At 73.3% G+C, this 20,415-nt stretch carries 20 protein-coding genes; 11 read left to right on the top strand and 9 right to left on the bottom strand.

Annotated elements, in window-relative coordinates; translation table 11 throughout:
* Positions 1–186 precede the first annotated feature (186 nt).
* Genes ACFWIC_RS22435 through ACFWIC_RS22445 form a run of 3 tightly spaced genes read left to right on the top strand, consistent with a single transcriptional unit; the run spans position 187 to position 2,589 of the window.
* A complete protein-coding gene (locus ACFWIC_RS22435) occupies positions 187–1,209 on the top strand; it encodes a sensor histidine kinase (protein WP_380519849.1) in 1,023 nt (340 codons plus the stop codon).
* Positions 1,206–1,883 carry a response regulator gene (locus ACFWIC_RS22440; RefSeq protein ID WP_380519850.1) on the top strand — a complete coding sequence of 226 codons (678 nt, stop codon included), beginning with the start codon at positions 1,206–1,208 and terminating at the stop codon, positions 1,881–1,883. The genes ACFWIC_RS22435 and ACFWIC_RS22440 overlap by 4 nt, the downstream gene beginning before the upstream one ends.
* Before the next feature lie 46 nt (positions 1,884–1,929).
* Positions 1,930–2,589 (top strand): hypothetical protein, encoded by a 660-nt coding sequence (locus ACFWIC_RS22445; protein WP_380519851.1) that lies wholly within the window; start codon positions 1,930–1,932, stop codon positions 2,587–2,589.
* Positions 2,590–2,671: 82 nt separating this feature from the next.
* On the opposite strand, the gene ACFWIC_RS22450 is transcribed toward ACFWIC_RS22445, so the two are convergent.
* From ACFWIC_RS22450 to ACFWIC_RS22460, 3 genes are all read right to left on the bottom strand, one after another.
* Positions 2,672–3,106: a VOC family protein gene (locus ACFWIC_RS22450; RefSeq protein WP_380362499.1), complete on the bottom strand. Its 435-nt coding sequence runs from the start codon at positions 3,104–3,106 to the stop codon at positions 2,672–2,674.
* Between the two features lie 137 nt (positions 3,107–3,243).
* Positions 3,244–4,731: a glycoside hydrolase gene (locus ACFWIC_RS22455; protein ID WP_355405662.1), complete on the bottom strand. Its 1,488-nt coding sequence runs from the start codon at positions 4,729–4,731 to the stop codon at positions 3,244–3,246.
* Positions 4,732–5,102: 371 nt separating this feature from the next.
* Positions 5,103–5,498, bottom strand: a complete 396-nt coding sequence (locus ACFWIC_RS22460) for a MarR family transcriptional regulator (protein WP_329883821.1) — start codon at positions 5,496–5,498, stop codon at positions 5,103–5,105.
* Between the two features lie 215 nt (positions 5,499–5,713).
* On the opposite strand from ACFWIC_RS22460, the gene ACFWIC_RS22465 reads away from it, so the two are divergent.
* From ACFWIC_RS22465 to ACFWIC_RS22480, 4 genes are all read left to right on the top strand, one after another.
* Positions 5,714–6,118: a nuclear transport factor 2 family protein gene (locus ACFWIC_RS22465; RefSeq protein ID WP_329883792.1), complete on the top strand. Its 405-nt coding sequence runs from the start codon at positions 5,714–5,716 to the stop codon at positions 6,116–6,118.
* 211 nt (positions 6,119–6,329) lie between these two features.
* Positions 6,330–6,665, top strand: a complete 336-nt coding sequence (locus tag ACFWIC_RS22470; RefSeq protein ID WP_329950232.1) for a hypothetical protein — start codon at positions 6,330–6,332, stop codon at positions 6,663–6,665.
* A 1-nt stretch (position 6,666) separates the two neighbouring features.
* Positions 6,667–7,665: a tyrosinase family protein gene (locus ACFWIC_RS22475; RefSeq protein ID WP_380519852.1), complete on the top strand. Its 999-nt coding sequence runs from the start codon at positions 6,667–6,669 to the stop codon at positions 7,663–7,665.
* A 175-nt stretch (positions 7,666–7,840) separates the two neighbouring features.
* On the top strand, positions 7,841–8,296 hold the full coding sequence (locus tag ACFWIC_RS22480; protein ID WP_380364092.1) for an SRPBCC family protein: 456 nt from the start codon (positions 7,841–7,843) through the stop codon (positions 8,294–8,296).
* Positions 8,297–8,390: 94 nt separating this feature from the next.
* On the opposite strand, the gene ACFWIC_RS22485 is transcribed toward ACFWIC_RS22480, so the two are convergent.
* The gene (locus ACFWIC_RS22485) at positions 8,391–9,635 is read right to left on the bottom strand and encodes a GNAT family N-acetyltransferase (protein WP_380519853.1); all 1,245 of its coding nucleotides are present in this window, start codon (positions 9,633–9,635) and stop codon (positions 8,391–8,393) included.
* A 554-nt stretch (positions 9,636–10,189) separates the two neighbouring features.
* Between ACFWIC_RS22485 and ACFWIC_RS22490 the strand changes: the two genes are divergently transcribed.
* The 3 genes from ACFWIC_RS22490 to ACFWIC_RS22500 all read left to right on the top strand — a co-directional run bounded on the left by ACFWIC_RS22490 (position 10,190) and on the right by ACFWIC_RS22500 (position 11,477).
* Positions 10,190–10,465 carry an ankyrin repeat domain-containing protein gene (locus tag ACFWIC_RS22490; protein ID WP_380519854.1) on the top strand — a complete coding sequence of 92 codons (276 nt, stop codon included), beginning with the start codon at positions 10,190–10,192 and terminating at the stop codon, positions 10,463–10,465.
* 240 nt (positions 10,466–10,705) lie between these two features.
* Positions 10,706–11,164, top strand: a complete 459-nt coding sequence (locus ACFWIC_RS22495; RefSeq protein ID WP_380519855.1) for a hypothetical protein — start codon at positions 10,706–10,708, stop codon at positions 11,162–11,164.
* 118 nt (positions 11,165–11,282) lie between these two features.
* Positions 11,283–11,477 carry a hypothetical protein gene (locus ACFWIC_RS22500; RefSeq protein ID WP_380519856.1) on the top strand — a complete coding sequence of 65 codons (195 nt, stop codon included), beginning with the start codon at positions 11,283–11,285 and terminating at the stop codon, positions 11,475–11,477.
* A 63-nt stretch (positions 11,478–11,540) separates the two neighbouring features.
* Here the strand turns inward: ACFWIC_RS22500 and ACFWIC_RS22505 are convergent, their stop codons facing one another.
* The 4 genes from ACFWIC_RS22505 to ACFWIC_RS22520 form a co-directional block, all read right to left on the bottom strand.
* On the bottom strand, positions 11,541–15,854 hold the full coding sequence (locus ACFWIC_RS22505) for a trypsin-like peptidase domain-containing protein (protein ID WP_380519857.1): 4,314 nt from the start codon (positions 15,852–15,854) through the stop codon (positions 11,541–11,543).
* Between the two features lie 9 nt (positions 15,855–15,863).
* Positions 15,864–16,214: a CU044_2847 family protein gene (locus tag ACFWIC_RS22510; protein ID WP_329883798.1), complete on the bottom strand. Its 351-nt coding sequence runs from the start codon at positions 16,212–16,214 to the stop codon at positions 15,864–15,866.
* Between the two features lie 521 nt (positions 16,215–16,735).
* The gene (locus ACFWIC_RS22515) at positions 16,736–17,482 is read right to left on the bottom strand and encodes an SDR family oxidoreductase (RefSeq protein ID WP_380519858.1); all 747 of its coding nucleotides are present in this window, start codon (positions 17,480–17,482) and stop codon (positions 16,736–16,738) included.
* Between the two features lie 203 nt (positions 17,483–17,685).
* Positions 17,686–18,582, bottom strand: coding sequence for an RNA polymerase sigma-70 factor (locus tag ACFWIC_RS22520; protein WP_355405680.1), 897 nt, complete (start codon positions 18,580–18,582; stop codon positions 17,686–17,688).
* 340 nt (positions 18,583–18,922) lie between these two features.
* Here ACFWIC_RS22520 and ACFWIC_RS22525 point away from each other — a divergent pair, with 340 nt between their 5' ends.
* Entirely contained in the window at positions 18,923–19,315 is a 393-nt protein-coding gene (locus ACFWIC_RS22525; protein ID WP_380519859.1) for a cupin domain-containing protein, read from the top strand.
* Positions 19,316–19,495: 180 nt separating this feature from the next.
* On the opposite strand, the gene ACFWIC_RS22530 is transcribed toward ACFWIC_RS22525, so the two are convergent.
* On the bottom strand, positions 19,496–20,176 hold the full coding sequence (locus ACFWIC_RS22530) for a hypothetical protein (RefSeq protein WP_380519860.1): 681 nt from the start codon (positions 20,174–20,176) through the stop codon (positions 19,496–19,498).
* Positions 20,177–20,415: the final 239 nt, after the last annotated feature.

Genomic DNA, 20,415 nt, shown 5'->3' on the forward strand with positions numbered 1-20,415 from the left:
CCGTATGTGCCGATCGGCAGGGGTGGCCGGGCCCGAAGATCCGTAAGGTGGGGGCATGGGGGCGGAAGAATGATCGGACGAACGCTGGCGGCTCTCGCCGTACCGGGCGTGGCGGTGCTCGCTCTGACGGTGCGACGACGGCACGGGCCGGCGACTGCGGCGACTGCGGCGGGTGCGGCGAGTGCGGTGACTGCGGCGAGTGCGGTGACTGCGGCGGCGACCGCGGCGGTGGCTGCCGCGGTGTCGCTGGCGGTCACCGCCGCGACCGCGCTCCTCGGTCGGTGGGAGGAAGCGGACCGGATACCCGCCCTGGCGGCGCTGGCCGAACTGGCCGCGCTGCTCCTGCTGGTGGTCCTCGCGCTGCGCCACTCCCGGCGCCGGCCCGGATCGGTGTCGGTCGCGGCCGTCGGCCTGGCGGTGGCACTCTGGCCGTCCCGGTTCGAGGGGGCCGACGCGGCGGCCGACCCGCTGACCCTCACCGGGTTCGGCGCGGTCCTCGTCGTCCCGGCGGCGCTCGCCGGGCTGTACCTGCGCGGCCTGGACGACACCCGGCGCCGTTCGGTGGAGACCGCCCGCCGGGCCCAGCGGATTGAACTCGCCCACGACCTGCACGACTTCGTGGCGCACGACGTCAGCGGCATGGTCGCGCTGGCCCAGGCCGGCACGGTCCTGGCGGCCGCCGACCCGGTCGGCGCGGCGGCGCTCTTCGAGCGGATCGAGAAGGCCGGGCAACAGGCGCTCGGTGCCCTGGACCGGACGGTCGACCTGTTGCGGACACCGCAGGATCGGCCGGGAGCCGAGCGCGCACCGCAGCCCGGCCTGGAGGAACTCGCCTCCCTGGTCGACCGGTTCGCGTCCTCCGGCCGTACCTCCGTGCAGCTGGAGGCCCCGGAGAAGGACACCGGGGTACCGCGCGAGGTGGCGGCGACGGCGTACCGGGTCGTCGTCGAGGCGCTGACGAACGTCCGGCGCCACGCGCCCGCGGCGCGTGCGGTCGTGGTGCGGGTCCTCCGGGTCGGGGGCGGTCTGGAGGTCACGGTGGCCGACGACGGCACCGGCGGCGCGGCCAATCCGGGCCCGCGCCGGGGCGGCGGCAGCGGGCTGGCCGGACTGGCGGCCAGGGTGGAGGCGCTGGGCGGAACGCTCACCGCCGGTCGGGGTGACGGCGGTTGGCTGGTCACCGCACGCATGCCCTGGGAGGGCCGATGACCATCAGGGTTCTGCTCGCCGACGACGACGAGGCGATCCGCAGCGCGTACGCGATCATCCTCGGAGCACAGCCGGACATCGAGGTGGTCGGCGGCGCGGCCGACGGTGTGGAGGCCCTCGAACTGGCCCGGCGGCTGTGCCCGGACGTGGTGCTCGCGGACATCCGGATGCCCCGGCTGGACGGCCTGGAGCTGACCAGGCAGCTGGGCGGGGAGTTCCGGGTGGTCGTGGTGACCACCTTCGACCTGGACGAGTACGTGCACGCCGCGCTGCGGGCCGGGGCGACGGGCTTCCTGCTGAAGCGGTCGGGCCCGGCCCTGCTGGCGGAGGCGGTCCGGGCGGCGGTCGCCGGGGACACGTTGATCAGCCCGCAGATCACCGTCCGGCTGCTGAAGCGGCTCGCGCAGCCGGAGCTCCTTCCGGCGCAGCGCCCCCGGGCGGGCGGTGCGGGGTCGGCGCCGCCGAAGGGTGCGGAGGCGCTGACCGCCCGCGAGAGCGAGATCGCCGTGCTCGTGGCGGACGGGGCCACCAACGCGGAGATCGGTGCGGCGCTGTTCATCACCTCCGGCACGGTCAAGAACCACCTCGCCTCGATCCAGCGCAAGATCGGGGCCCGCAACCGGGTGGGGATCGCCGCCTGGGCGTGGGAGCACGCCCGTACGGCCGGCGGCTGAGGGCGGGCCCGGCACCGTGGCCACGACCGGTTGCTAGCCTGCACGGATGGGACTGGACATCACCGTGGTCATGGCCGACTGGGAGCGGCTGGCCCGGATACCGGCGGGGGAGCGCCTGGTCGTGCTGACCGACGCCGTGCACCCGTACTTCTGCTGCGAGTCGTGCGAGGACGCCGACTCCGCGGTGCAGGGCGGGTGGGTGTGGCAGCGACAGTCGCCGTGGTGCGCCGAGTACCGGTTCTTCGGGACCACCGGCTCCTACAGCTGGCACTTCCACCTCGCCAACGCCTGGGAGGGCGTCAGGGCGTCGGTCGCGCCCGACCTGCGGGAGGCTCTCGACCGCTTCCTGGGAGGCCTGGTGTGGGACGGTCCGGACTACGGCTCCGCAGCGGGCGAGGACGACGGGTACCCGTCGGCGGGCGGCTTTCCCGACGATCCCGGACCGTGGTGTCCTCGTGTCCTCCTGCTCCGTGCGCCGGGCGAGGTGCCGGCGCTCGTCCGTGACTGGCGGACGGCCGAGCCGCGGCTGGAGGAGCTCCGCGAACCGTTCGACGCCCAGGCCCAGGCCCAGGCCGAGAACGAAGCCGATGGCCGGGCGACCCGGTCCGGCCGCTTCGACGAGGCCGTCGCGCTCCTGCGCGAGTGGGGCGAGGTGGTCACGAGGGCCGGGGAGCGGGGCTGGGGCCTGATCGGACTCCCGTACTGATCACGGCCCACCGCATCAGCCCCACCCGGACCGGACCGGCCCGGCCCGGAGCGGGCACAGGGTGCCCGCGTCCGGGGCGGCTTCAGGCCGAGGCCGCGGCGACGCAGAACTCGTTGCCCTCGGGGTCGGCCATCACCACGTGATGCCCGTCGAACTCCGCCAGGACGGACCCACCCGCCGTCACCAGCCGATCGGACTCCGCCCTGATCCGGGTCCACCGCTCCTCGGGGCTGCCGTGTCCCGGCACCCGGACGTCGATGTGGAGCCGGTTCTTCGCCGTCTTCGGCTCGGGGACCTTGAGGATCGTGAGGCGGGGGCCGACGCCGTCGGGATCGCAGAGCCACGCCCCGTCGTCGACGGATTCGTCCTCCGGCAGGTCGAACTGCGCGAGCCACTCCTCGCGGGTCGCGAAGGGAGCGGGTGGCGGCTCGTCGACGTAGCCCAGCGCCGTCTTCCAGAAGTCGGCGAGGAGTTGTGCGTTCGCGCAATCCAGGGTCAGATCGATGGTGGCTGACATGGCAGGAGCGTACTGCGGACCTCCGACAGTCGCCGGTCGTCCGCCGGCACGCGTGAGCGCCAGGACGGGCCGACGCCCCTCGCGGCCGCCGGACGGGGCGGCCGCGAGGGGCGCGACGGGTGTGACGGGCGTGCGGCCTACAGGTACACGCCGGAGACCTCGAAGGTCTGCACGGTACGGGCGTTGAAGGTGGACCAGAACCGGTTGCCGTGGAGGTAGGTGTCCTCGTAGTACCGGTAGCGCTCGCCACCGGGGTTCGTTCCGGTGGCCCACCGGCCGATCAGGGCGTTGTCCTGGCCGGGCGTGCTGAACCTGGACAGGTCGAAGTCGATCGTCTGCCCGTCTCCCCCGTAGTTCACGGCGACGATGACCAGCTTGTGGTTGACGCCGTCGTAGGCCGCGACGGCGTCGGGGTGGCCCGCGTCGATGATCGTCATACCGGGGCGGATGTGCCGCATGTACTGGGCGAGGACGTAGAACTTGGGGTTGACCGCGCCGATCACGCCGTTGGTGAGGCTGATCGCGCCGTAGTTGTTCCAGTCGAGGATCTGCCAGATGACCCAGGCCGTGGGGTGCAGCCAGCGCAGGTCGTAGTTGAGGTTCCGGGCGAGGAGCATGCCGCTGGTGTCCCCGTCGCCGTACTCGGACATCCAGATGTCCTTGTTGTCCGCCGCCACGGCCTGGTGGAGTGCGTAGCGGTCGCCGTTGTCCTCGTAACCGTGGACGTTGACCCGGCCCACGGCCGCGCGGGTGGCGGCGTCGAAGTCGGAGTTGTTGGTCCAGTTGTACACGGCGCTTCCGACGCCCCAGTCGTCGAGACCCGCCACCATCATCCAGTTCAGACCCCGCACGTCCAGCTGGGCGCGGGTCTGCCGGACGATCTCGGCGATCTGGGGGCGGTCGTAGTGGCAACCCTCCTGCCCCTCGATCGACTCCGTCGACGCCTCCCACTTGGCCAGCGGTTCGTTGACGGGTTGAACGGAGGTGAAGTCGATGCCCCAGTGGTCGTGGGCGTACCGCGCCACCGTTGCCAGGTACGCCGCGTGACGGCCGAAGTTGCCGTCCTGCAGGTTGCAGGTGTGGCCGCTGACCGCTCCGCGCGGATCGTCGTTCTTCAGCATCCACCACATGGGCGAGTTGGTGAAGAGTTCGAACTTGTCCGCGCCCCGGTCCCGGGCCAGCCACATCATGTCGCGCTGGTTCGCGTCCGCGTTCCAGTTCCAGCTCGCCGACTGCGGGTCGTCCGAGAACCAGTCGAGCTGGTAGCCCTCGATCTTCTTGAAACCGTCCAGCGCCGGGACGGGCTTCATCGTCCTGCCGCCGATGCTGTTCGTCCCCGAGGCGCCGGCGTTGTAGCGGACCACGTTCATGCCCAGGCCGGGCACCGTCTCACCGTGGAACTGGACGGTCTTCCGGCTGAACAGCACGTCGGCCAGGTCCTCCTGCGGGCCCAGCTGGTTGGCCCACCAGGCCAACGACGTGCCCCAGCCCTCCCAGGTGCCCCAGGTGTGCGACGGATTGACCGTGGTGGTGAAGTCGGCCCTGGCGGTCCCCGCAGCGGCGACCACCGCCATCGCCCCGACCGGCACACCCACCAGTCCGCGCAGGACAGTACGACGTTCCATCAGCCCCCCAAACAGGTCCCCCGCGCCGGAATCCCGACGCACGCGAACGGCACAGTACCGTACCGACACGACGACGAGGTCGGTCGGACGATCACCGCTTCCGGCCACCTCGTCCGCCGGTCTGCGGGGAGTTCCCGGAGCCCGTCGAGGCCCGGTTCCCGTCGAGGCCCGGTTCCCGTCGGCGCGAGCGGACCTGAGGCCGCGCCGGGAACGAACGCTGCTCCTCCGGCCGGCCCCGCGCGCAGCCGGTCGGCGTCGCGCCGGGCATCGACCGGCCGGGGAGGGCCGGTCGTTCTCGTCGACGCCTGCTCCGGGTGAGCCCCGAACGCGCGGAGGTCCGGGTGCCGGGCGGTCCCGTCCGTGCCTCCGGGTCAGCTGAACGGGCCCTGTTCGGTGAAGCGTTGCAGGGCGCGCGCGAAGATCCCGGCCTCGGCGGGGGGCCAGGTGGCGAGGGTGGCTTCGATACTGTCGGCCAGACGGCGGCGCATTTCGGCGACGGTGCGCTCGCCGTCCGGAGTGAGGGCGAGCAGGGTGGCGCGCTGGTCGTGGGGGTCGGGCTGGCGGCGGAGCAGGCCCGCTGCCTCCAGGCGGGTGGCGCGGCGGCTGACGCCGGAGCGGTCGAGGCCGATCTCGACGGCCAGGTCGGCGGCGCTGCGCGGGCCGGTGCGGCCGAGGCCGCTGAGGACGGGGTAGGTGACCTCGTCCACCGCTTCGCCGAGGTGCTCGGTGAGGCGGTGGTAGAGGGTGGTGCGGGTGCCGCGCCGCAGGAGGGTGGCGAGGGCGTCCGCGACGGCGTCACCGAGACCGGCGACGGCTGCGGCGTCGGGGGTGTCGGAGGTGTCGTCGGGGGTGGTGGCAGGCCTGGGGGAGGGGGTGTCCTTCACGCCTCCCATCCTAGCGTGCGCGGCGCACGCGTTCTGGGGTACAGTCCTTCCATAAGCGTGCGGCACGCACGCACTCCTGGTCCGTGGAAGGAACCGCCATGTCCGTCACCGCCTCGCACACCACCATCACCGCCGCCCTGACCGACCTGCTCCTGACCCCCGGCCTCGACCTCGACACCGCCGTCGACCGCCACTTCACCCCCGACTACCGCCAGCGCACCGACGGCAGTTGGGCCGACCGGGCCGCCTTCGTCGACCACATCCGCCACCTGCGCGGGGTCGTCGCCTCGGGCACCCTGGAGGTCCACGAGGAGTTCCACGCCGGCAACCTCACCGCCGACCGCCACACCGTGGACGTCGTCAAGACCGACGGCACCCGGGTCCGTATGGAGGTCTACCTCTTCGGCGAGTACGGCCCGTGCGGGCGCTTCCGGCGCATCGAGGAGACCACCCTCCTCCTCGACGGGCCCGAGGCCGAGCGGGACCTCGGCTCCGCGCGCTGAACCCCGCGCACCTGTCGCGGAGGCTAGGGCCGCTCGCGCACGGACGGCAACCGGTCGCACCACCGTCGCCCCGGTTCCCCGGCCCGGCCGCCACGCTGCGTGGCCGCCGGGCGACCGAGCTGCGCGGCTCCCGTTCCGGCGGGATGGTGAGAGGGAGAGGGCGCTCGCACTCCGGTCGCGCGCCCGTACCGCAACCTCCCGGGATGCTGACATGGATCCGACCATCACCTCGGCGGACCTGGCCGCCGCCATCGACCCGGAAACGTTCGGGAACCACCTCGCGAGCATCAAGCCCGCGCACGACCACATGGGCCACCACGGCCACGCGTCCTCCGTCCGCGAGGTGGAGTTCGAAGGCCACAAGATCAAGATCGTCACCTCGTACGAGATCACCGTGGACGGCCGGCCGCTCGCGGTCGGGCTCAACGTGCACGACGACGGCTCGCTGTCCTGCCACGGCCTGCCGGCCTACCAGTTCACCTCGGCGGTGGAGACGGTCCGGACGCTGATCCGCAAGTACCCCAGGCACTTCCCGAAGGACCCGTGACATGTCCGTCGTCCGAAGGAACATCCTCACCGACGCCGCCGCGCGGGACGACTACATCGAGGGCGTCCTCGCACTCAAACAGGAGGAGAGCGGCTTCACCACCCAGCAACTCGGCGTCCCGGGGCCGGCCGTCCCCGTGCACACCTACGACCAGTTCGTGATCTGGCACTGCTGGACGATGATGACCCCGATCCCACCGGGCGGGAACCCCGACGACCGCAACGCCGCCCACGCCGGGCCGATCTTCCTCCCGTGGCACCGGGTGATGCTCGGCCTGCTGGAGGCGAAGATCCAGAAGATCCTGGACAAGCCGGGCTTCGCGCTGCCCTACTGGGACTGGGCCGCCGACGGCGACCTCGGCTCGCCCACCGACGCGACCGTCTTCACCGAGCACTACCTGGGAGGGGACGGCGACCCCGTCAGCACCGGGAGGTTCGCGTTCGACCCGGCCGATCCGGCGACCTTCGCCGTCCGCATCGAGAGCGACCCCGGCGGGATGCCCGTCCAGGCCGACCCGCCCCGCGGCCTGAGCCGGTTCCTCGCCGTGGACTGGCCCGCCCTGCCGACCGGCACCGAGGTCAAGAGCACGCTCGCCTACGCGCCGCCGAGCGGCAGCGGGCCGGCGGCCCGCTACGACACCCTCGATTTCAACGTGTCCTCGCGGGGCTTCCGCAACCTGCTCGAAGGCTGGATCCCGAGCGATCCCGTCCGTCCGGTCCACATGCACAACCAGGTCCACGTGTGGATCAGCGGGGACATGGCGTTCGGTACGTCCCCCAACGACCCCGCGTTCTACCTGCACCACTGCAACGTGGACCGGATCTGGGAGGGCTGGATGAAGCGGTACGGCCGGATCTACTCCCCGGACATGAGCTTCCCGGCGAACAGGTTCCAGGGCGAGCGGATCGACGACCGGATCGTCTCGCCGCTCGGGGCGCACGCGACGCCGGGATCCGTGCTCGACTTCTCCGCCGTCTGCACCTATGACGTCCTGCCCTGACCGGTGACGGCTCCGCGGCCCCGGTCCGTCCGTGGCATCGGGGCCGGTTCGTCCGCGGGTCGGCGGGTTGCCGCCGCTCGGCGGAGGGACAGGATGGACAGTGGTGCCGTCAGCGGATTCCTCGTCCGGCGGTCGTGTGCGGGCCGGCCGGGCGGGGCGGTGTGGAGGTGTGGCGATGAGCAGGGTGGAGGAGTCGATCGACGTGGACGTGCCGGTCCGCGTCGTCTATGAGCAGTGGGCGTCGTTCGAGGACTTCCCGCAGTTCATGGAGGGTGTGGAGGAGGTCAGGCAGCTGGACGACCGCCGTGCCTACTGGCGGGTGAGGATCGCCGGACTGCTCCGGGAGTTCGAGACCGAGATCGTCGAGCGGGCGCCGGACGAGCGGGTCGCCTGGCGTACCACCGGCGAAACCGTGAAGCACTCCGGCACGGTCGACTTCGAGTCGCTCGACACGAGCCGGACGCGGGTGAGGATGGTCATGGTCTTCCAGCCCAACGGGCTGGCCGAGAAGGCCGCCGACAAGCTGGGTGTGCTCGACCGGCAGGTGCGGGGAGACCTGCGTCGCTTCAAGGAGTTCATAGAGGATCACGGCGTCGAGGGTGGCCCCCGGCCGGCGCCGGACAGCGCCTGACGCCGGACAGCGCCTGACGCCGGACAGCGCCTGACGCCGGACCGCCGCGCGCCGGCCATGCGCGGTGCTGTCACGCGCGGGGTGGCGAGCGCGGTCAGAACCAGTGCAGGCAGTGCGGGGAGCGTTCGGCGCGGAAGAGGGCGTCGGCACGGGCAGCCGCGTCCGGGCGGTGGGCCCGGACGTGTCCGGCCCGCACGAGCGTACTCGGGGCGGTGCCGCCGAGGTAGACCGAGCCCAGGTCGCGCACGTCCAGGGACAGGTCGGGCTCCCGGTCCGTCGGGACGCAGACGGCCCTGCCGTCCCGGGCGGTCAGCAGGTAGCGGCCGTGCTCGCCGAGGAACGGGTCGTGGACGTCGAGGACGAGCTCGCCGTCCGCGAACCAGCCGCGCGCGGCCAGCGCACGCGGGACGTCCAGCAGCCGCACCCAGAGCCAGTCGGTGTCGCCGCTCACCTGGCCGGCGCGGAAGTCGGCAAGCTGCCAGCGCAGCGGGTGCTCGGGAGGGAAGTGCTTGAACACGACCTGGGTGACGAGGTCGTGCCCGAGCACGAACCGGGCCAGGGCCGTGTGGGCGGCGTCATCGGTGGCGACGGTCTCGTCGACCGTCAAGGTGTCGGGCTCGCCGAGCGCGTAGCTGGCGTACCCGTCCGCGACGCCGTCGGCGTTCCGGTGGACGGCGACGTGGCGCGGCGCCGCCGAGACCGGGGGCTGGCCCGCGCGCAGGGCCCACCAGCGGTGCGGCCGGGACAGCGCGCCGGGCTGGGCGCGGCGGTACCGGTCGTAGACCTCCTCCAGGATCCCGCCGCACTCGGCGCGCCGCAGGAGCTCGACCGTGCCGGTGTCCGGGCCGGTGCCCGCGGTGTTCGCCGGCGCGTCGGCCCGTCCGTGCGCCCGGGGGTGCGCGAGGGCGGCCCGGTGGCGCGGCACCGTCAGCCGCTGCGTGTAGGTGGCCGGCCCGTAGCCGAACCGGCCGTAGATCGGGGCCTCGGAGGCCAGCAGGACCGAGAGGATCTCCCCGCCTGCCCGCAACCCGGCGAGCTGATGCCGCATCATCGCGCCGAGCACGCCCTGGCGCCGGTGCGAGGGCAGGACGCCGACCGCGGTCACACCGGCGACCGGGACGAGGTGCGAACCGGGCAGGGTGAGTTCGAGGGCGTGCGTGGCGGCCGTGCCGACGGGCCGCCCGTCCTTCGCCAGGGCGAGCAGGCAGCGGTCCATGTCGATCGCCGACCACCAGAGCCCGCCGCCCTCGACCGGGGTCTCCGGGAAGCGTCCGAACGCGGCATGGACCGTGTCGACGAAGACGTCAAGGTCCTCGTCGCTCGTGGAACGAATCTCCATCGCTGCCGCCGCCTCCCCGGGATGCCGGGCACCACGAGCCGTGGTGCCCGGCCACAGTGCAGCGCCTATCCACCGCCGGGGCAAGCGAATTACGGCCTGCCCCCGGGGCTGGTCATATCATCTAGCGTCCAACGGAGGGAGCCCGAGCGGTCAGCCAGACCTTCAGCTCCGCGCACGCGGCTTGTCGTGCTCCTTCGGAGCCGGACCACCAAGTGAACATCCGGGTACCGGAGTCGAGATCCTCCCACCACCGGCGGGCACTCTCGGTGAGGTGGTGACGGGCAGTCCCGTCGGTCCGGGCAGCCCACCGAGCAAGCCGGGGGGTGACCGAGGAGCTCGCTGTCGTGCCCCGCTGTCTTCCGTGGCCGGCGCGGCCTCCAGGTTCCACCTCCGGCACCGACCGAGGCCGGCGGCACGAGGGGAGCGGGAGGCTCCGGCCTGCGCCCGGCCCGGGGCAGGCCGGGCGGCTGTCGGACCCGCGTGCGATCGTCTGTGGACGATCGCACGCGGGCTGCGGGTGCTCGCTTCGGTACCGGAGGGGGCGGGTGAGCAGGATGACGGGTTGGACCGGTGCGACCTGGGACAGCTGGGGGCACCTCGGTGACATTCGTGCGCGGCTCGATGCGGGAGCCGACCCGGATACGTGGGGCGAATTCCGGCCCCTGCACCGGGCGGCGACGGTGGGCTCGCCCGAGGTGGTGGCCGAACTGGCGGGCCGCGTCTCGGACGTGGACACGCTGTCGAACGGGACGACGGCACTGTGGGAGGCCGTCGTGGCCGGCAGGCCGGACAATGCCCGGGTCCTCGTCGCGGCCGGTGCCGATCCCTGACTGCCCCAACTCGGCGGTTGGTCGCCCGGCGGGCTGGCCCTGGCCGGCCCGGTCCCCGACCTGTTCCCCTTCCCCGTTCCCGACGGACAACCCGGCCCGACCGCTGCCGAGCAGGCCACCGCCCGGTACGGTCGGCACCTCGTCGAGGCGCTGGGCCGCTTCCACTTCGAAGGCACCGGCCTCGCCTGCGTCGCCGGCATCGACGCGGCCGAGGCGATCCGCCGTCTGGACGCGACACCGGTGGACGAGGAGACCGCGGAGGACTTCCTCGACAACCCGTACGAGGTCGACGCGAGCGAGAGGATGCTCGTCGCCGGCGTCACGACCGTGCCCGGCGGATGCGTCGTCACCCAGCCCTGGGGCTACACCCCCTCCACCCCGGTCGCCATGGCCCGCCTCACTGTGGGCACCATCGGCTACGGCCTCTACGCCAACGCCAAGAGTGGCAACCAGGGCCGCATCGCCCGCAACGGCACTAGCGGGGCCCACGGCCTCCACCCCGGTGGCGGCCCCCACCTCGACGACAGCCGCGAGGACGTCCTCACCGGATACCTCTACCGCGGCCACGCCGTCGCCCAGGCCTGCGCCTTCGCGGGACTGCGGCCCGCCGATGCCCGCGCCGTCACCGGCCCCGCCGACACCTGGATCCGATTGCCCGACCTCGACTACCGGGAACTCCGCTCCGACCGCGGGGGCTGATCCCGGCCTTCGGTGGCGCCCCCGTCGAGCGTCACCGAACGCCGGACGACTGCGGCGGCTCGCCGTGCGCCCCGGCGGTCAGACGGCCCTGGGTGTCGGGTCGGCGTGGAGCTCGCCGGTGGACCCGGCGGTGGTGTGGGCCTGGGACCGGATCGTCGCCGGCCGGGGCCTCGTCCGGGTCGACCACCTGGCGGCCGAATACGACCAGTCCCACCTCCATCGGGACGTCATGGCGTTCACCGGCACGACCCCGGCCGCCGTGCTGGGCGAGCCGTTCCTGACGGTGGACGACCGCGCCTGGCCGGCCGCGTAGCGCCCGTGTGGGGAGCGTCACGGATCCCCCGGGCCCGGCCGGTGTCCCGACGGGACGCGGGGGTTACTTCTCCGGCGCCGTGCAGGCGTCGGGGCGGCTGCCCGGCGGGAGGAGTCCGCGTTCGGCCTCGGACAGTTCGCGGGCGGCGAGGTCGCACGCGCGTCGGCGCCAGGTCTCCGGGTCCAGTGGCAGTACCTCCACGGACGAGCCCTCGGACCAGGCGAGCCGGCTGCCGTCCGCCGACCAGTCGCCCGTCGCCCCGTAGCCGGGGGAGAAGTGGTACAGCTCCGTGCCCTTGCCCACGTCCCAGAAGGTGAAGGAGTTGGCCGTGGCCACGGTGCTCAGCCGGGACGGGGTGGGGAAGCCGTTGAGCCACTGAACGCCTTGGTAGGCCAGTGTCCGCCACGTGTGCTTGTCCATGTCGCGGATCCTGAGGACCTCGTCGGTGGTGACCACGGCCAGCAGCCGTCCCGTCTGGTCGAAGGTCATCTGCCGGGGCGTGCCCTTCTCGGAGTCGAAGCTCTCGACGACCTTGCCCTCCTTGAAGTCCCAGATCTGGATCTCGTCTCCCCCCGAGCGGACGGCCGCCTGGTTGTGACCGGCGCGGGCCACACCGAAGACGGTGGAGGCCGCGGCCGACAGGTCGACCGGCTCCTGGACCGACGGCCGGTACGGCTTCCCGGCCTGCGCGCCGGACCGGAGGTCCCAACGGGACACGTAGGAGACGGCCGAGACCACGGCGTGGTCGTCGCCGTCGAACCAGACGTTGACCCAGGCCGGGGTCCGGCCCGTGCGGGGATCGACGCCCGCCGGATCGATCCCCGGGGGAGCGGGCAGCACCAGGCGGCGCACCTCGGCGAGTTCGGTGCCGGGGTCGGTGCCGGTGCCGGGCGGCCTCAGGTCCCAGACGAGGACACCGAGGCCGTCGGTCGTGACGGTCAGCAGCCGCCTGCCGTCGGGGCTGAACATCGGGTAGCTGCGCGCGAGTGGGGCGGAGGGGTGCAGGGCCGCGAGCTGGCGGCGCGTCTTCAGGTCCCACAGGCGCAGGGTCCTGCCGTCCGCGTCGACACTGGCGACACGGTCGTGGTCCACGTCCACGGTGCGGATCAGGCTCGTGAGCATGGCACTGTCGAAGCCGGTGGGCGCGGGCACCCGGGCGACGACGACCGTGCCGCCCGCGCTGACCGCGACCTTCATCGCGTCGGGGGGACCGGCGAGGCTCACGGCCGGCAGCGCGGTCGAGCCCGCGACGAACTCGTCCTGCTGTGCGGGGGCGGGCAGATCGAGCGTGGCGGGCAGTCCCTCCTGGAGGTCCAGCACCAGGAACCGGTACCGGCCCAGGCCGGCCCCGAACCGCTGCGCGGGGTTGAGCAGGAAGCGTCCCGTCCGGTCGAGCCGGGGCACGTACAGCGGGCAGACCAGGCCCAGTTGGCTGGTGCTGTACTGCTTCTTCACCCTCGGCTGCCCGGTCAGGTCCCAGGCCTGGAGGACTCCGTTGGCGGTGCACCGCACGAGGGTGGAGCCGTCCGCGCTGACCGTGACCTGCCCGACTTCCTGGCTGCCCCAGGTCTCCTCGTCCCGGAGGCCGCCGGACAGCTGCCAGCGCACCAGCTTGCCGTTCGCGCCGGCGGCTGCGCCCTCCGGGACGATCCGGCCGATGACGGTGGCACCGTCCGGGCCGAACCAGGCGTGCGAGGCGTTCCAGCCGGCCGGGGGTACGAGGGTGTCGCCGACCCGCGATCCCGTGGCCGTCTCCCACACCGAGACCCCTTCACCGGGGACGGCTGCGAGCAGCCGCTGCCCCGGGGCGTCGAAGCGGATGTCCGAGGCCGCCCGCGCGTTGTCGCGGGCCTGCGCGGTGTCCCGCAGCTTCACCGTCCGCCAGCTGCCGTCGGTCTGACGGGTGCCCGCCGTGACGAGGCCGTAGGGGGTGGAGGTCGCGACGGTGCGGCCGTCGGCCGAGGCCGTGACCAGCCGGACGACCCCCGTTCGGATCTGTGAGAGGTGCGGCGATCCGGTGGTGAGGTCCACCCCCAGGAGGTCGCCGGAGTGGAGGCCGACGGTGACGTGCTTGCCGTCCTCGCTGATGAACGTGTCCCGGACCTCGCCCTTGCCCTCCAGCACGATCTGTTCGACGTGCCGCATGCGGACGTACTGCTCGAACAGGGCCGTCTGTGCCTCGGGGGCCGGGTCCGTGCGGTACGCGGCGGCGCTCACCAGGGCCGAGGTGGTGAGCGACACGTCGTCGAGCCGGCCCGCGAGTTGCGCGAGCTGCGGGGAGGCGGCCCGCCGCAGGTCCTCGCCGAGCTTGCCGTTGGCCCCGTAGAACATCCAGGAGAAGGTGCCGGCGACGACCAGCAGGGCGCTCAGCAGGCAGATCACCGCCTTCCTGCGCCGCTTGGCCCAGCGGGCCTGGGAGGCCTCCTCGGTGCGCCGGGCCAAGCTTGCCTCGTAGAACTCCCTCTCGGGAATCGAGAGTTCGCTCATGCGGGCCCGGACCTGGGCGACGGCGGTGTCGAGCGGTGCGCCCGTCAGGAGCTGGTCCCGGGCCTGGTCCAGCTCGCGCCAGCGGTCGAGGTCGTGGCGGAAGCCGGCGCGCCAGGTGAGGAACTCCCGGTCCTGCGCCACCTGGTGGGCCAGGGTGGGCCAGGCGCCGATGAGCGCCTCGTGGGCCAGTTCGACGGTCTGGCCGCGCTCCGGATCCCCGCCGACGACCAGGATCCGCCGCTCCGCGAGCCGGCTGGCGATCCGCCACCGCCCCTCCCCGGCCTCGGCCCGGCTCAGCACCCCGCGCAGCGGCGCCTCGCCTCCCGGCATCAGCCTGACCAGCGCCGTGAGCAGCCGCAGGGCCTCCTCCCGGTCGACCTCCGCGATGCCGTCCCGCCAGGCGGCCTCCGCGTGGCGGCCCAGGGCGCCGCGAACCCCGCCGATCTCCTCGTACGCGGTGAACCTCAGGCGGCCCAGGGCCCGTTCGTCCCACAGTCGCGCCAGGACGAAGCCCAGCAGGGGCAGGACACCGGGCCCGGTGCCGGCGTCGTCGAGCATCCGGGCGACCAGCCCGGGGTCGTACGAGAAGGCGGGGATGCGGGCCAGTGGCCGCAGGATCACCTCGGACATCTGGGCACGGGTCATCGGCAGCAGCGGCCGGACGGCGGCCCGGTCCAGGGCCGGTCCCAGCACGGGGTGCGAGAGCGCCGCCTCCATGAAGTCGGCCCGGAGGGTGACGAGTACGCGCAGCCCCGGGGGGCGCGGCTCGGGGAAGAGGAGTCCCACGGTGAGGTCGTCCGCGCGCCGGGGGTCGGGCAGGACCGCCTCGGCCTGGTCGAGGACGACGAGAAGGCGTTGGGCGCGCTCGCCCAGCGCGAGCCGGGCGGTGACCGGCAGGCCGTGGCGGATCAGGGACTCCTCCAGGTACCGCGGCCCCGCCGGTCCGGCGCGCAGCTCCGGCCGGGCCAGCCGGGCGAGTTCCGCCGCGAGGGCGGTGCGTACGGGGATCCCGTCGGCGGCGCGCACCACGAGTACTTCGTAGCCCCGCGCACGCATCCGCGGCGCCACTCCGGCCAGGGCCAGGGAGGACTTCCCGCAGCCCGAGGGGCCGACGACGGCCACGCAGGTCCGCGGGCCGGAGTCGAGGAGGGCGGTCACGTCCGCCACCTCGCCGTCGCGGCCGAAGTACACCTCGGCGTCCGCCTCCTGATAGGTGCCCAGGCCCCGGAAGGGCGAGGCGGGGGTGAGGACGGGAGCGAGCGGCGGGACCTCCGCGATCAGGGTCTGCGTGGGGATCATGAAGCTCTGCCGGGCTCCGGAGAGCTGGGCGGCCACGACCATCCCGACGACGGCCCCGGCCTGCTCGTCCCAGACGGGGCTGCCGCTGAATCCCTTGTCCACGCTGACGCCCTGCTGGTCGGCGCCCGAGAGCTGCACCCACCCCTCGGCGGTCGCGCCGCGCAGCCGCCCGGCGTGCCACACGCCGCCGGGGGAGACGGCGGGGAATCCCGCCACCCGTACGGGGTGCTGCCACACGCTCGCAGGCGAGGCCATGGCCAGCGGGGTCGCGCCGGGGATCGGTGCCGCCAGTCGCAGGACGGCGATGTCCCCGGTGCCGTCGGCCCGCAACGGGACCCAGTACGTCACTCCCGCCGCGGCCCGGCCGGCAGCGCCGGACAGGGGCCGGTCCAGGGTCAGGGTGCCCTGCGGCTCCCGGACCTGCGTGCGCGGCAGGCCCAGGGCGTCGGCGACGACATGGGCACAGGTCACGGCCAGGTCCGGGGCCACGAGGAACCCGACGCCGCCGACCGTTCCGTCGGGGCCCGTGACGCGGACGATGGCGGAGCCCAGCGCGGCGTCCGCGTTCGCGGACCCGCTCGCGATGGTCATTCCGGCCCCTTACGGAGTGTCGAGCGGCGCCGGGGAGTTCCAGGTCAGGGTCACCGAGAAGTTGGCCTCGGTGGCGGTGCTCGCGATCACGATGTCCGCCTCGGCCGACAGGGAGACCCCGAACTCCAGCGTGATCTCGTCCGGCCGGTGGACGAGACCGCCCAGCCGGCTCACGAAGCTGTCCGCGACCGGCCGGATGCCGTCCAGCATCTCCCCGAAGGAGCGCGACGCCCGCGCGACGGCGCCACCGCCGCGCCCGACCCTCGCCAGCGACTCGTCCACCTCGCGGATCTGCACCCGCAGCACCCCGTCGGTACCGTCCCCCAGCGGGACTTCGACCGTACGCACCTCGGTACCCATGCTCCGACCACCTTCCCCCGTTGTCCGGTTTCCCGGTTGCCCGGCAACTTTCCCATGACCATGGGGAGTTGCGGCAAGACCGCGAGCGATGTGCGCGGGGATGGCCGAATCGGAACCACGGGGAGGCGGACCGCGACGGCTCTCCCGCCCCGCCCCCGCCCCCGCGCAGTTACCAGGGGCCGACGCGTCGACCTCGGTCGGAGCCGGGGTCGAGAACCGGCAGGTACCGCCCCACCGGGGCCGGGCCCTGGGCGCGTGGGTGCTCGGCGGGGCCTGGGTCCTCGAACCGTCCGGCTTCCCGCGCGGCCTGATTCCGGTCGTGCTGCTCCTCCTCGCGGGGCGCATCGGGTGCGCCGAGCGAGGAGCCGGCCGCACGGCGGCCCGAGACCGGCAGCCCCTGGGCTCCGACCGGTAGGCGGCGTCCGCCCGGAGTCCGCCCGGAGTCCGTCCGGCGGTCGGCGTGGCCGGGCCGGGGTGGCCGGACCGGGGTGGCCCTCGCGACAGGGCCACCCCGAGCGGACTCAGCCCTGCTGCGCGAGCCAGTCGGTGTAGCGGGTCTCCGCGAGGCGGGCGTCGGGGCCCGGGAGGAGGGTGGCCTCCTGAAGCCGGGCCCCGAAGTAGGGGGCGGCCGGGTCCGCCACGACCGTGCGCGGGTCACCCTTGTCCGCGAGCCCCTTGCGGATGAGCTCGTCCAGCCGGAACGCCTCGGGTCCGGCCACCTCCACGATGCCGTTGACGGGGCTGCCGACGGCCGTGCGGCCCACGGCGGCGGCCACGTCGTCGGAGTGGACGGGCTGGATCCTCACGGGGGCCAGGCGCACGGTGTCGCCGTCGGTCGCCGCATCCGCGATGCCCTTCAAGAACTCGAAGAACTGCGTCGCGTGGACGATGGAGTACGGGATCCCACCGGCTGTGATCAGCTCCTCCTGCGCCTGCTTGGCACGGAAGTAGCCGCTCTCCTGGAGCAGCCGGGTGCCGACCACGGACAGTGCGACGTGGTGGGTCACGCCGGCGTTCGCCTCGGCCTTCAGGAGGTTGGCGGTCGAAGTGCGGAAGAACCTCAGGACGGCCTCGTCCTCGAACGAGGGGGAGTTCGACACGTCGACCACGACCGAGGCGCCCTCCAGGACCTCGGCGAGGCCCTCGCCCGTCAGTGTGTCGACGCCGGTGTTGGGCGCGGCCGCCACCGCCTCGTGGCCGTGTTCGCCGAGCCTGGCGACCAGCTTCGAGCCGATGAGTCCGGTGCCACCGATCACTACGACCTTCATGGGGGTGATCCTCTCGCGGAGATCCTTCTGACCTGTCCGGGGCGGTCCGATCGGCCGCTCGCCGCGCACCGGTCGGTCCCGCCCCACACGGGTAGACCGGACGGCCGGCTGATCTGTGACGCGGCACCCGGGTGAATCTCCGGAATCCCCCGGGGAGCGCAGCGCGGCCGGTCACGCGACCGCGCTGCGCGCCCCGGGGGGCCTCAGCCGTCCAGGGACGCCACGAAGGGCGACACCTTGGCCGGGTTCATCAACCACATGATCGTCTCGATCCCCTCGGTGGACACGTCCACGCAGAGGAGGGCCGTGGTGGCCCCGGCCGACGATATGAGAACGGCAGGCCGGCCGTTGGCCTCGACCCACCGGAGTTCCGTTCCGGGCCAGAACCGCGGGGCGAAGGCCACCAGGTACCTGGCCACGGGGAGACGCCCGACGACCGGGATCCTGGACGCGCCGCGCGTTCCTCCGCCGTCGGAGTAGCTGACGACGTCCGCGGCCAGCACCTTCTCCAGCACCGCGAGGTCGCCCGTCTGCGCGGCGCTGAGGAACACCTCCAGGAGGCGCCGGTGCTCGGCGGAGCTGACACGCTCCCGGCGTGCGGCGGCCAGGTGCTTGCGCGCCCGGCTCACCAGCTGACGGGTGTTGGCCTCACTGGTCTCCAGGATGTCCGCGATCTGCCGGTAGGGGTAGTCGAAGGCCTCCCGGAGGACGTAGGCCGCCCGCTCGACCGGGTTCAGCCTCTCCAGGAGCCGGAGGACGGCCAGTTCGAGCGCCTCGGCCCGCTCGGCCCCCACCTGGGGATCCGCGCCGGTGTTGACCGGCTCGGGCAGCCACGGACCGACGTACGACTCGCGCCGGACCCGGGCGGACTGGGCGAAGTTGATGGCCAGACGGGTGGTGACGGTGGCCAGGAACGCGGCGGGTTCGAGGATGTCCGCGCGGTCGGTGTTCTGCCACCGCACCCATGCTTCCTGGACGATGTCCTCGGCCTCCACCGTGCTGCCGAGCACCCGGTAGACGATGCCGAAGAGTCGCGGGCGTATCGCGAGGAAGTCCTTCGCCGCCCGGTCGAGCGAATTGGCGTCGGCGCCGGCGTCCATGATCGTCCCTTCCAGCCGTGAGGGCCTCATGGTACAAGCCGTTCGAGTACGGTGCGCACGCGGTCGGGAGAGATCGTCCTGAGGGCCGATCCGAGCCGAAACCCCCTGTGGGCAGCGGTCGTTCGCGACCTGCGGACGTCCGTGTCACAACGCCGGGGAGTGTCCGGTCATTATCGTCGAACGGCCGGGGGAGCGCGGCGGCCGGGCCTCCGCCGGACGGTGCGCCGCCCCCCGGAACGGTGAACCGACGGAGGGGTACGAGGCGATGACGGTCAAGGACACGGCGCACGGGCACGGGCACGGGCACGGAGCCGACCACGGTGGCGCGTCGGAGGGTTGGATGAGGGCGGCGACGATGCTGCAGGACGCCTCGCCGACCACGGTCCCCGAGGGGGCCTCGGCGATGACCGTCCACATCGAGTGGGCACCCGGCGACCCCGGCACTCCGCCGCACCGCCATTCGGGTCCGGCCTTCGGGTACGTCGTCGAAGGCGCCGTCCGCTTCGAACTCGAAGGCGAGCCCGAGCGGGTGGTCGAGGCAGGCGGCACGTTCTGGGAGCCGGGCGGTGACGTGATCCACTACCAGGACGGCAACGCGCTGACGGACGCCCGGACCCGGTTCGTGGTGACGATGATGTGCGCGCCGGGCAAGCCCATGCTCGAACTGGTCGACCAGGACGAGCTGGAGAAGCGCGTGCACCTGCGTGCGCCCCGGCCGACCGGGGACCGCTGACCGGTCGGCGTGCCGCGACCGTCGGCCCGCTGGTCCGTCGGTCCGTCGGCCAGCCGTGACCGCCCCGCGCGTCGTCGGGCCGGCGCTGCGAGGGTTCCCGGCAGCATCCGCGCCCGACGGTTCGCCGTCGCCGTGGCGGAGGGGGAGCCGTCGACACGGGGGCGGGCCGGTGAGCGGGAGTCAGCCGGCGGTCCGCGAGGGCGGGGTGTCCCCGGAACCACCTGCGAGGGGGATGTCCGCGACCGGTTCCCAGGAGAGTTCCCAGGCCGACTCGCCGTCCGGCCGGGGGGACAGGCGGAACTGCACGTCGAGCAGGCGGAGGCCGGTGAAGCGGAGGCGCGCGTGGCTCGGCGCCAGGCTCCGCAGCGCCGTCTGCAACGCGTCGGAGGACGCCTCGGCCCAGGCGTAGCCGAGCGAGATGTGGTGTCGGCCGCCGTTGTGGAGCAGTGCGCCGGGCCCGCGGACCTCGCGGATCGCGTCGCGGACCCGCTCGCGCAGCTCGACGAGTCCGTCGTCGGGGGACAGGTCCAGGAACGCGCCGAAGCGGTTGGCGATCGGGGAGCCGGCCGTGACCTCCAGCGGGCCCGTGGCGGCCACGTGCTTGCGCAGGGCGGCGACGAGGTCGTCGCGCTCGTCGGCCGTGATCCTGTCCGCGGTGGTGTCGGCGATCATCTCGACGGTGCAGTGCAGCGTGTCGTCACCGATCGGGGTGATCGGGTAGGACCTCATCGCGCTTCGGCACGCGCCGACCAGGCGGGCCAGCGGGCCGTTGCTCCTCACGTCCGGGACGGCGTAGACGTGCAGGACGCGGGCGCCGTCGGGCCACGGCGCGCCCTGGAACCTCGGAACGAACTTCTCCACGATCACGACTCCTCGGCATCGGCATCGGTATCGGCGGAGTCGAAGTCGGTCGGTGGAACCCGGTGCCGGGACATCCCAGGGGCCGCCGAGAGGCTCCGACGCCAGGGTGTCCAGTCTGCCGTGGAGGGCGGGGCGTCACCTCCGGTTTCGTGATGTCCGGCGGCCACCCCCGGTCCGGATGCTCCGCGCCCGCAGGCGCCGGCCGGCCGGTCGGCGGAGGTCGGAAAATCGCACCGGAA

Source organism: Kitasatospora sp. NPDC127035 (genome assembly GCF_042726075.1).
In the GTDB taxonomy this organism is placed as follows: Bacteria; Actinomycetota; Actinomycetes; order Streptomycetales; family Streptomycetaceae; genus Kitasatospora.

Excerpts from the sequence above, each read along its gene's own strand:
- ACFWIC_RS22440 (WP_380519850.1), top strand. The coding sequence starts at position 1,206 with ATGACCATCAGGGTTCTGCTCGCCGACGACGACGAGGCGATCCGCAGC.
- ACFWIC_RS22445 (WP_380519851.1), top strand. The coding sequence starts at position 1,930 with ATGGGACTGGACATCACCGTGGTCATGGCCGACTGGGAGCGGCTGGCC.
- ACFWIC_RS22450 (WP_380362499.1), bottom strand. The coding sequence starts at position 3,106 with ATGTCAGCCACCATCGATCTGACCCTGGATTGCGCGAACGCACAACTC.
- ACFWIC_RS22455 (WP_355405662.1), bottom strand. The coding sequence starts at position 4,731 with ATGGAACGTCGTACTGTCCTGCGCGGACTGGTGGGTGTGCCGGTCGGG.
- ACFWIC_RS22465 (WP_329883792.1), top strand. The coding sequence starts at position 5,714 with ATGTCCGTCACCGCCTCGCACACCACCATCACCGCCGCCCTGACCGAC.
- ACFWIC_RS22470 (WP_329950232.1), top strand. The coding sequence starts at position 6,330 with ATGGATCCGACCATCACCTCGGCGGACCTGGCCGCCGCCATCGACCCG.
- ACFWIC_RS22475 (WP_380519852.1), top strand. The coding sequence starts at position 6,667 with ATGTCCGTCGTCCGAAGGAACATCCTCACCGACGCCGCCGCGCGGGAC.
- ACFWIC_RS22480 (WP_380364092.1), top strand. The coding sequence starts at position 7,841 with ATGAGCAGGGTGGAGGAGTCGATCGACGTGGACGTGCCGGTCCGCGTC.
- ACFWIC_RS22485 (WP_380519853.1), bottom strand. The coding sequence starts at position 9,635 with ATGGAGATTCGTTCCACGAGCGACGAGGACCTTGACGTCTTCGTCGAC.
- ACFWIC_RS22490 (WP_380519854.1), top strand. The coding sequence starts at position 10,190 with ATGACGGGTTGGACCGGTGCGACCTGGGACAGCTGGGGGCACCTCGGT.
- ACFWIC_RS22505 (WP_380519857.1), bottom strand. The coding sequence starts at position 15,854 with ATGACCATCGCGAGCGGGTCCGCGAACGCGGACGCCGCGCTGGGCTCC.
- ACFWIC_RS22510 (WP_329883798.1), bottom strand. The coding sequence starts at position 16,214 with ATGGGTACCGAGGTGCGTACGGTCGAAGTCCCGCTGGGGGACGGTACC.
- ACFWIC_RS22515 (WP_380519858.1), bottom strand. The coding sequence starts at position 17,482 with ATGAAGGTCGTAGTGATCGGTGGCACCGGACTCATCGGCTCGAAGCTG.
- ACFWIC_RS22520 (WP_355405680.1), bottom strand. The coding sequence starts at position 18,582 with ATGGACGCCGGCGCCGACGCCAATTCGCTCGACCGGGCGGCGAAGGAC.
- ACFWIC_RS22525 (WP_380519859.1), top strand. The coding sequence starts at position 18,923 with ATGAGGGCGGCGACGATGCTGCAGGACGCCTCGCCGACCACGGTCCCC.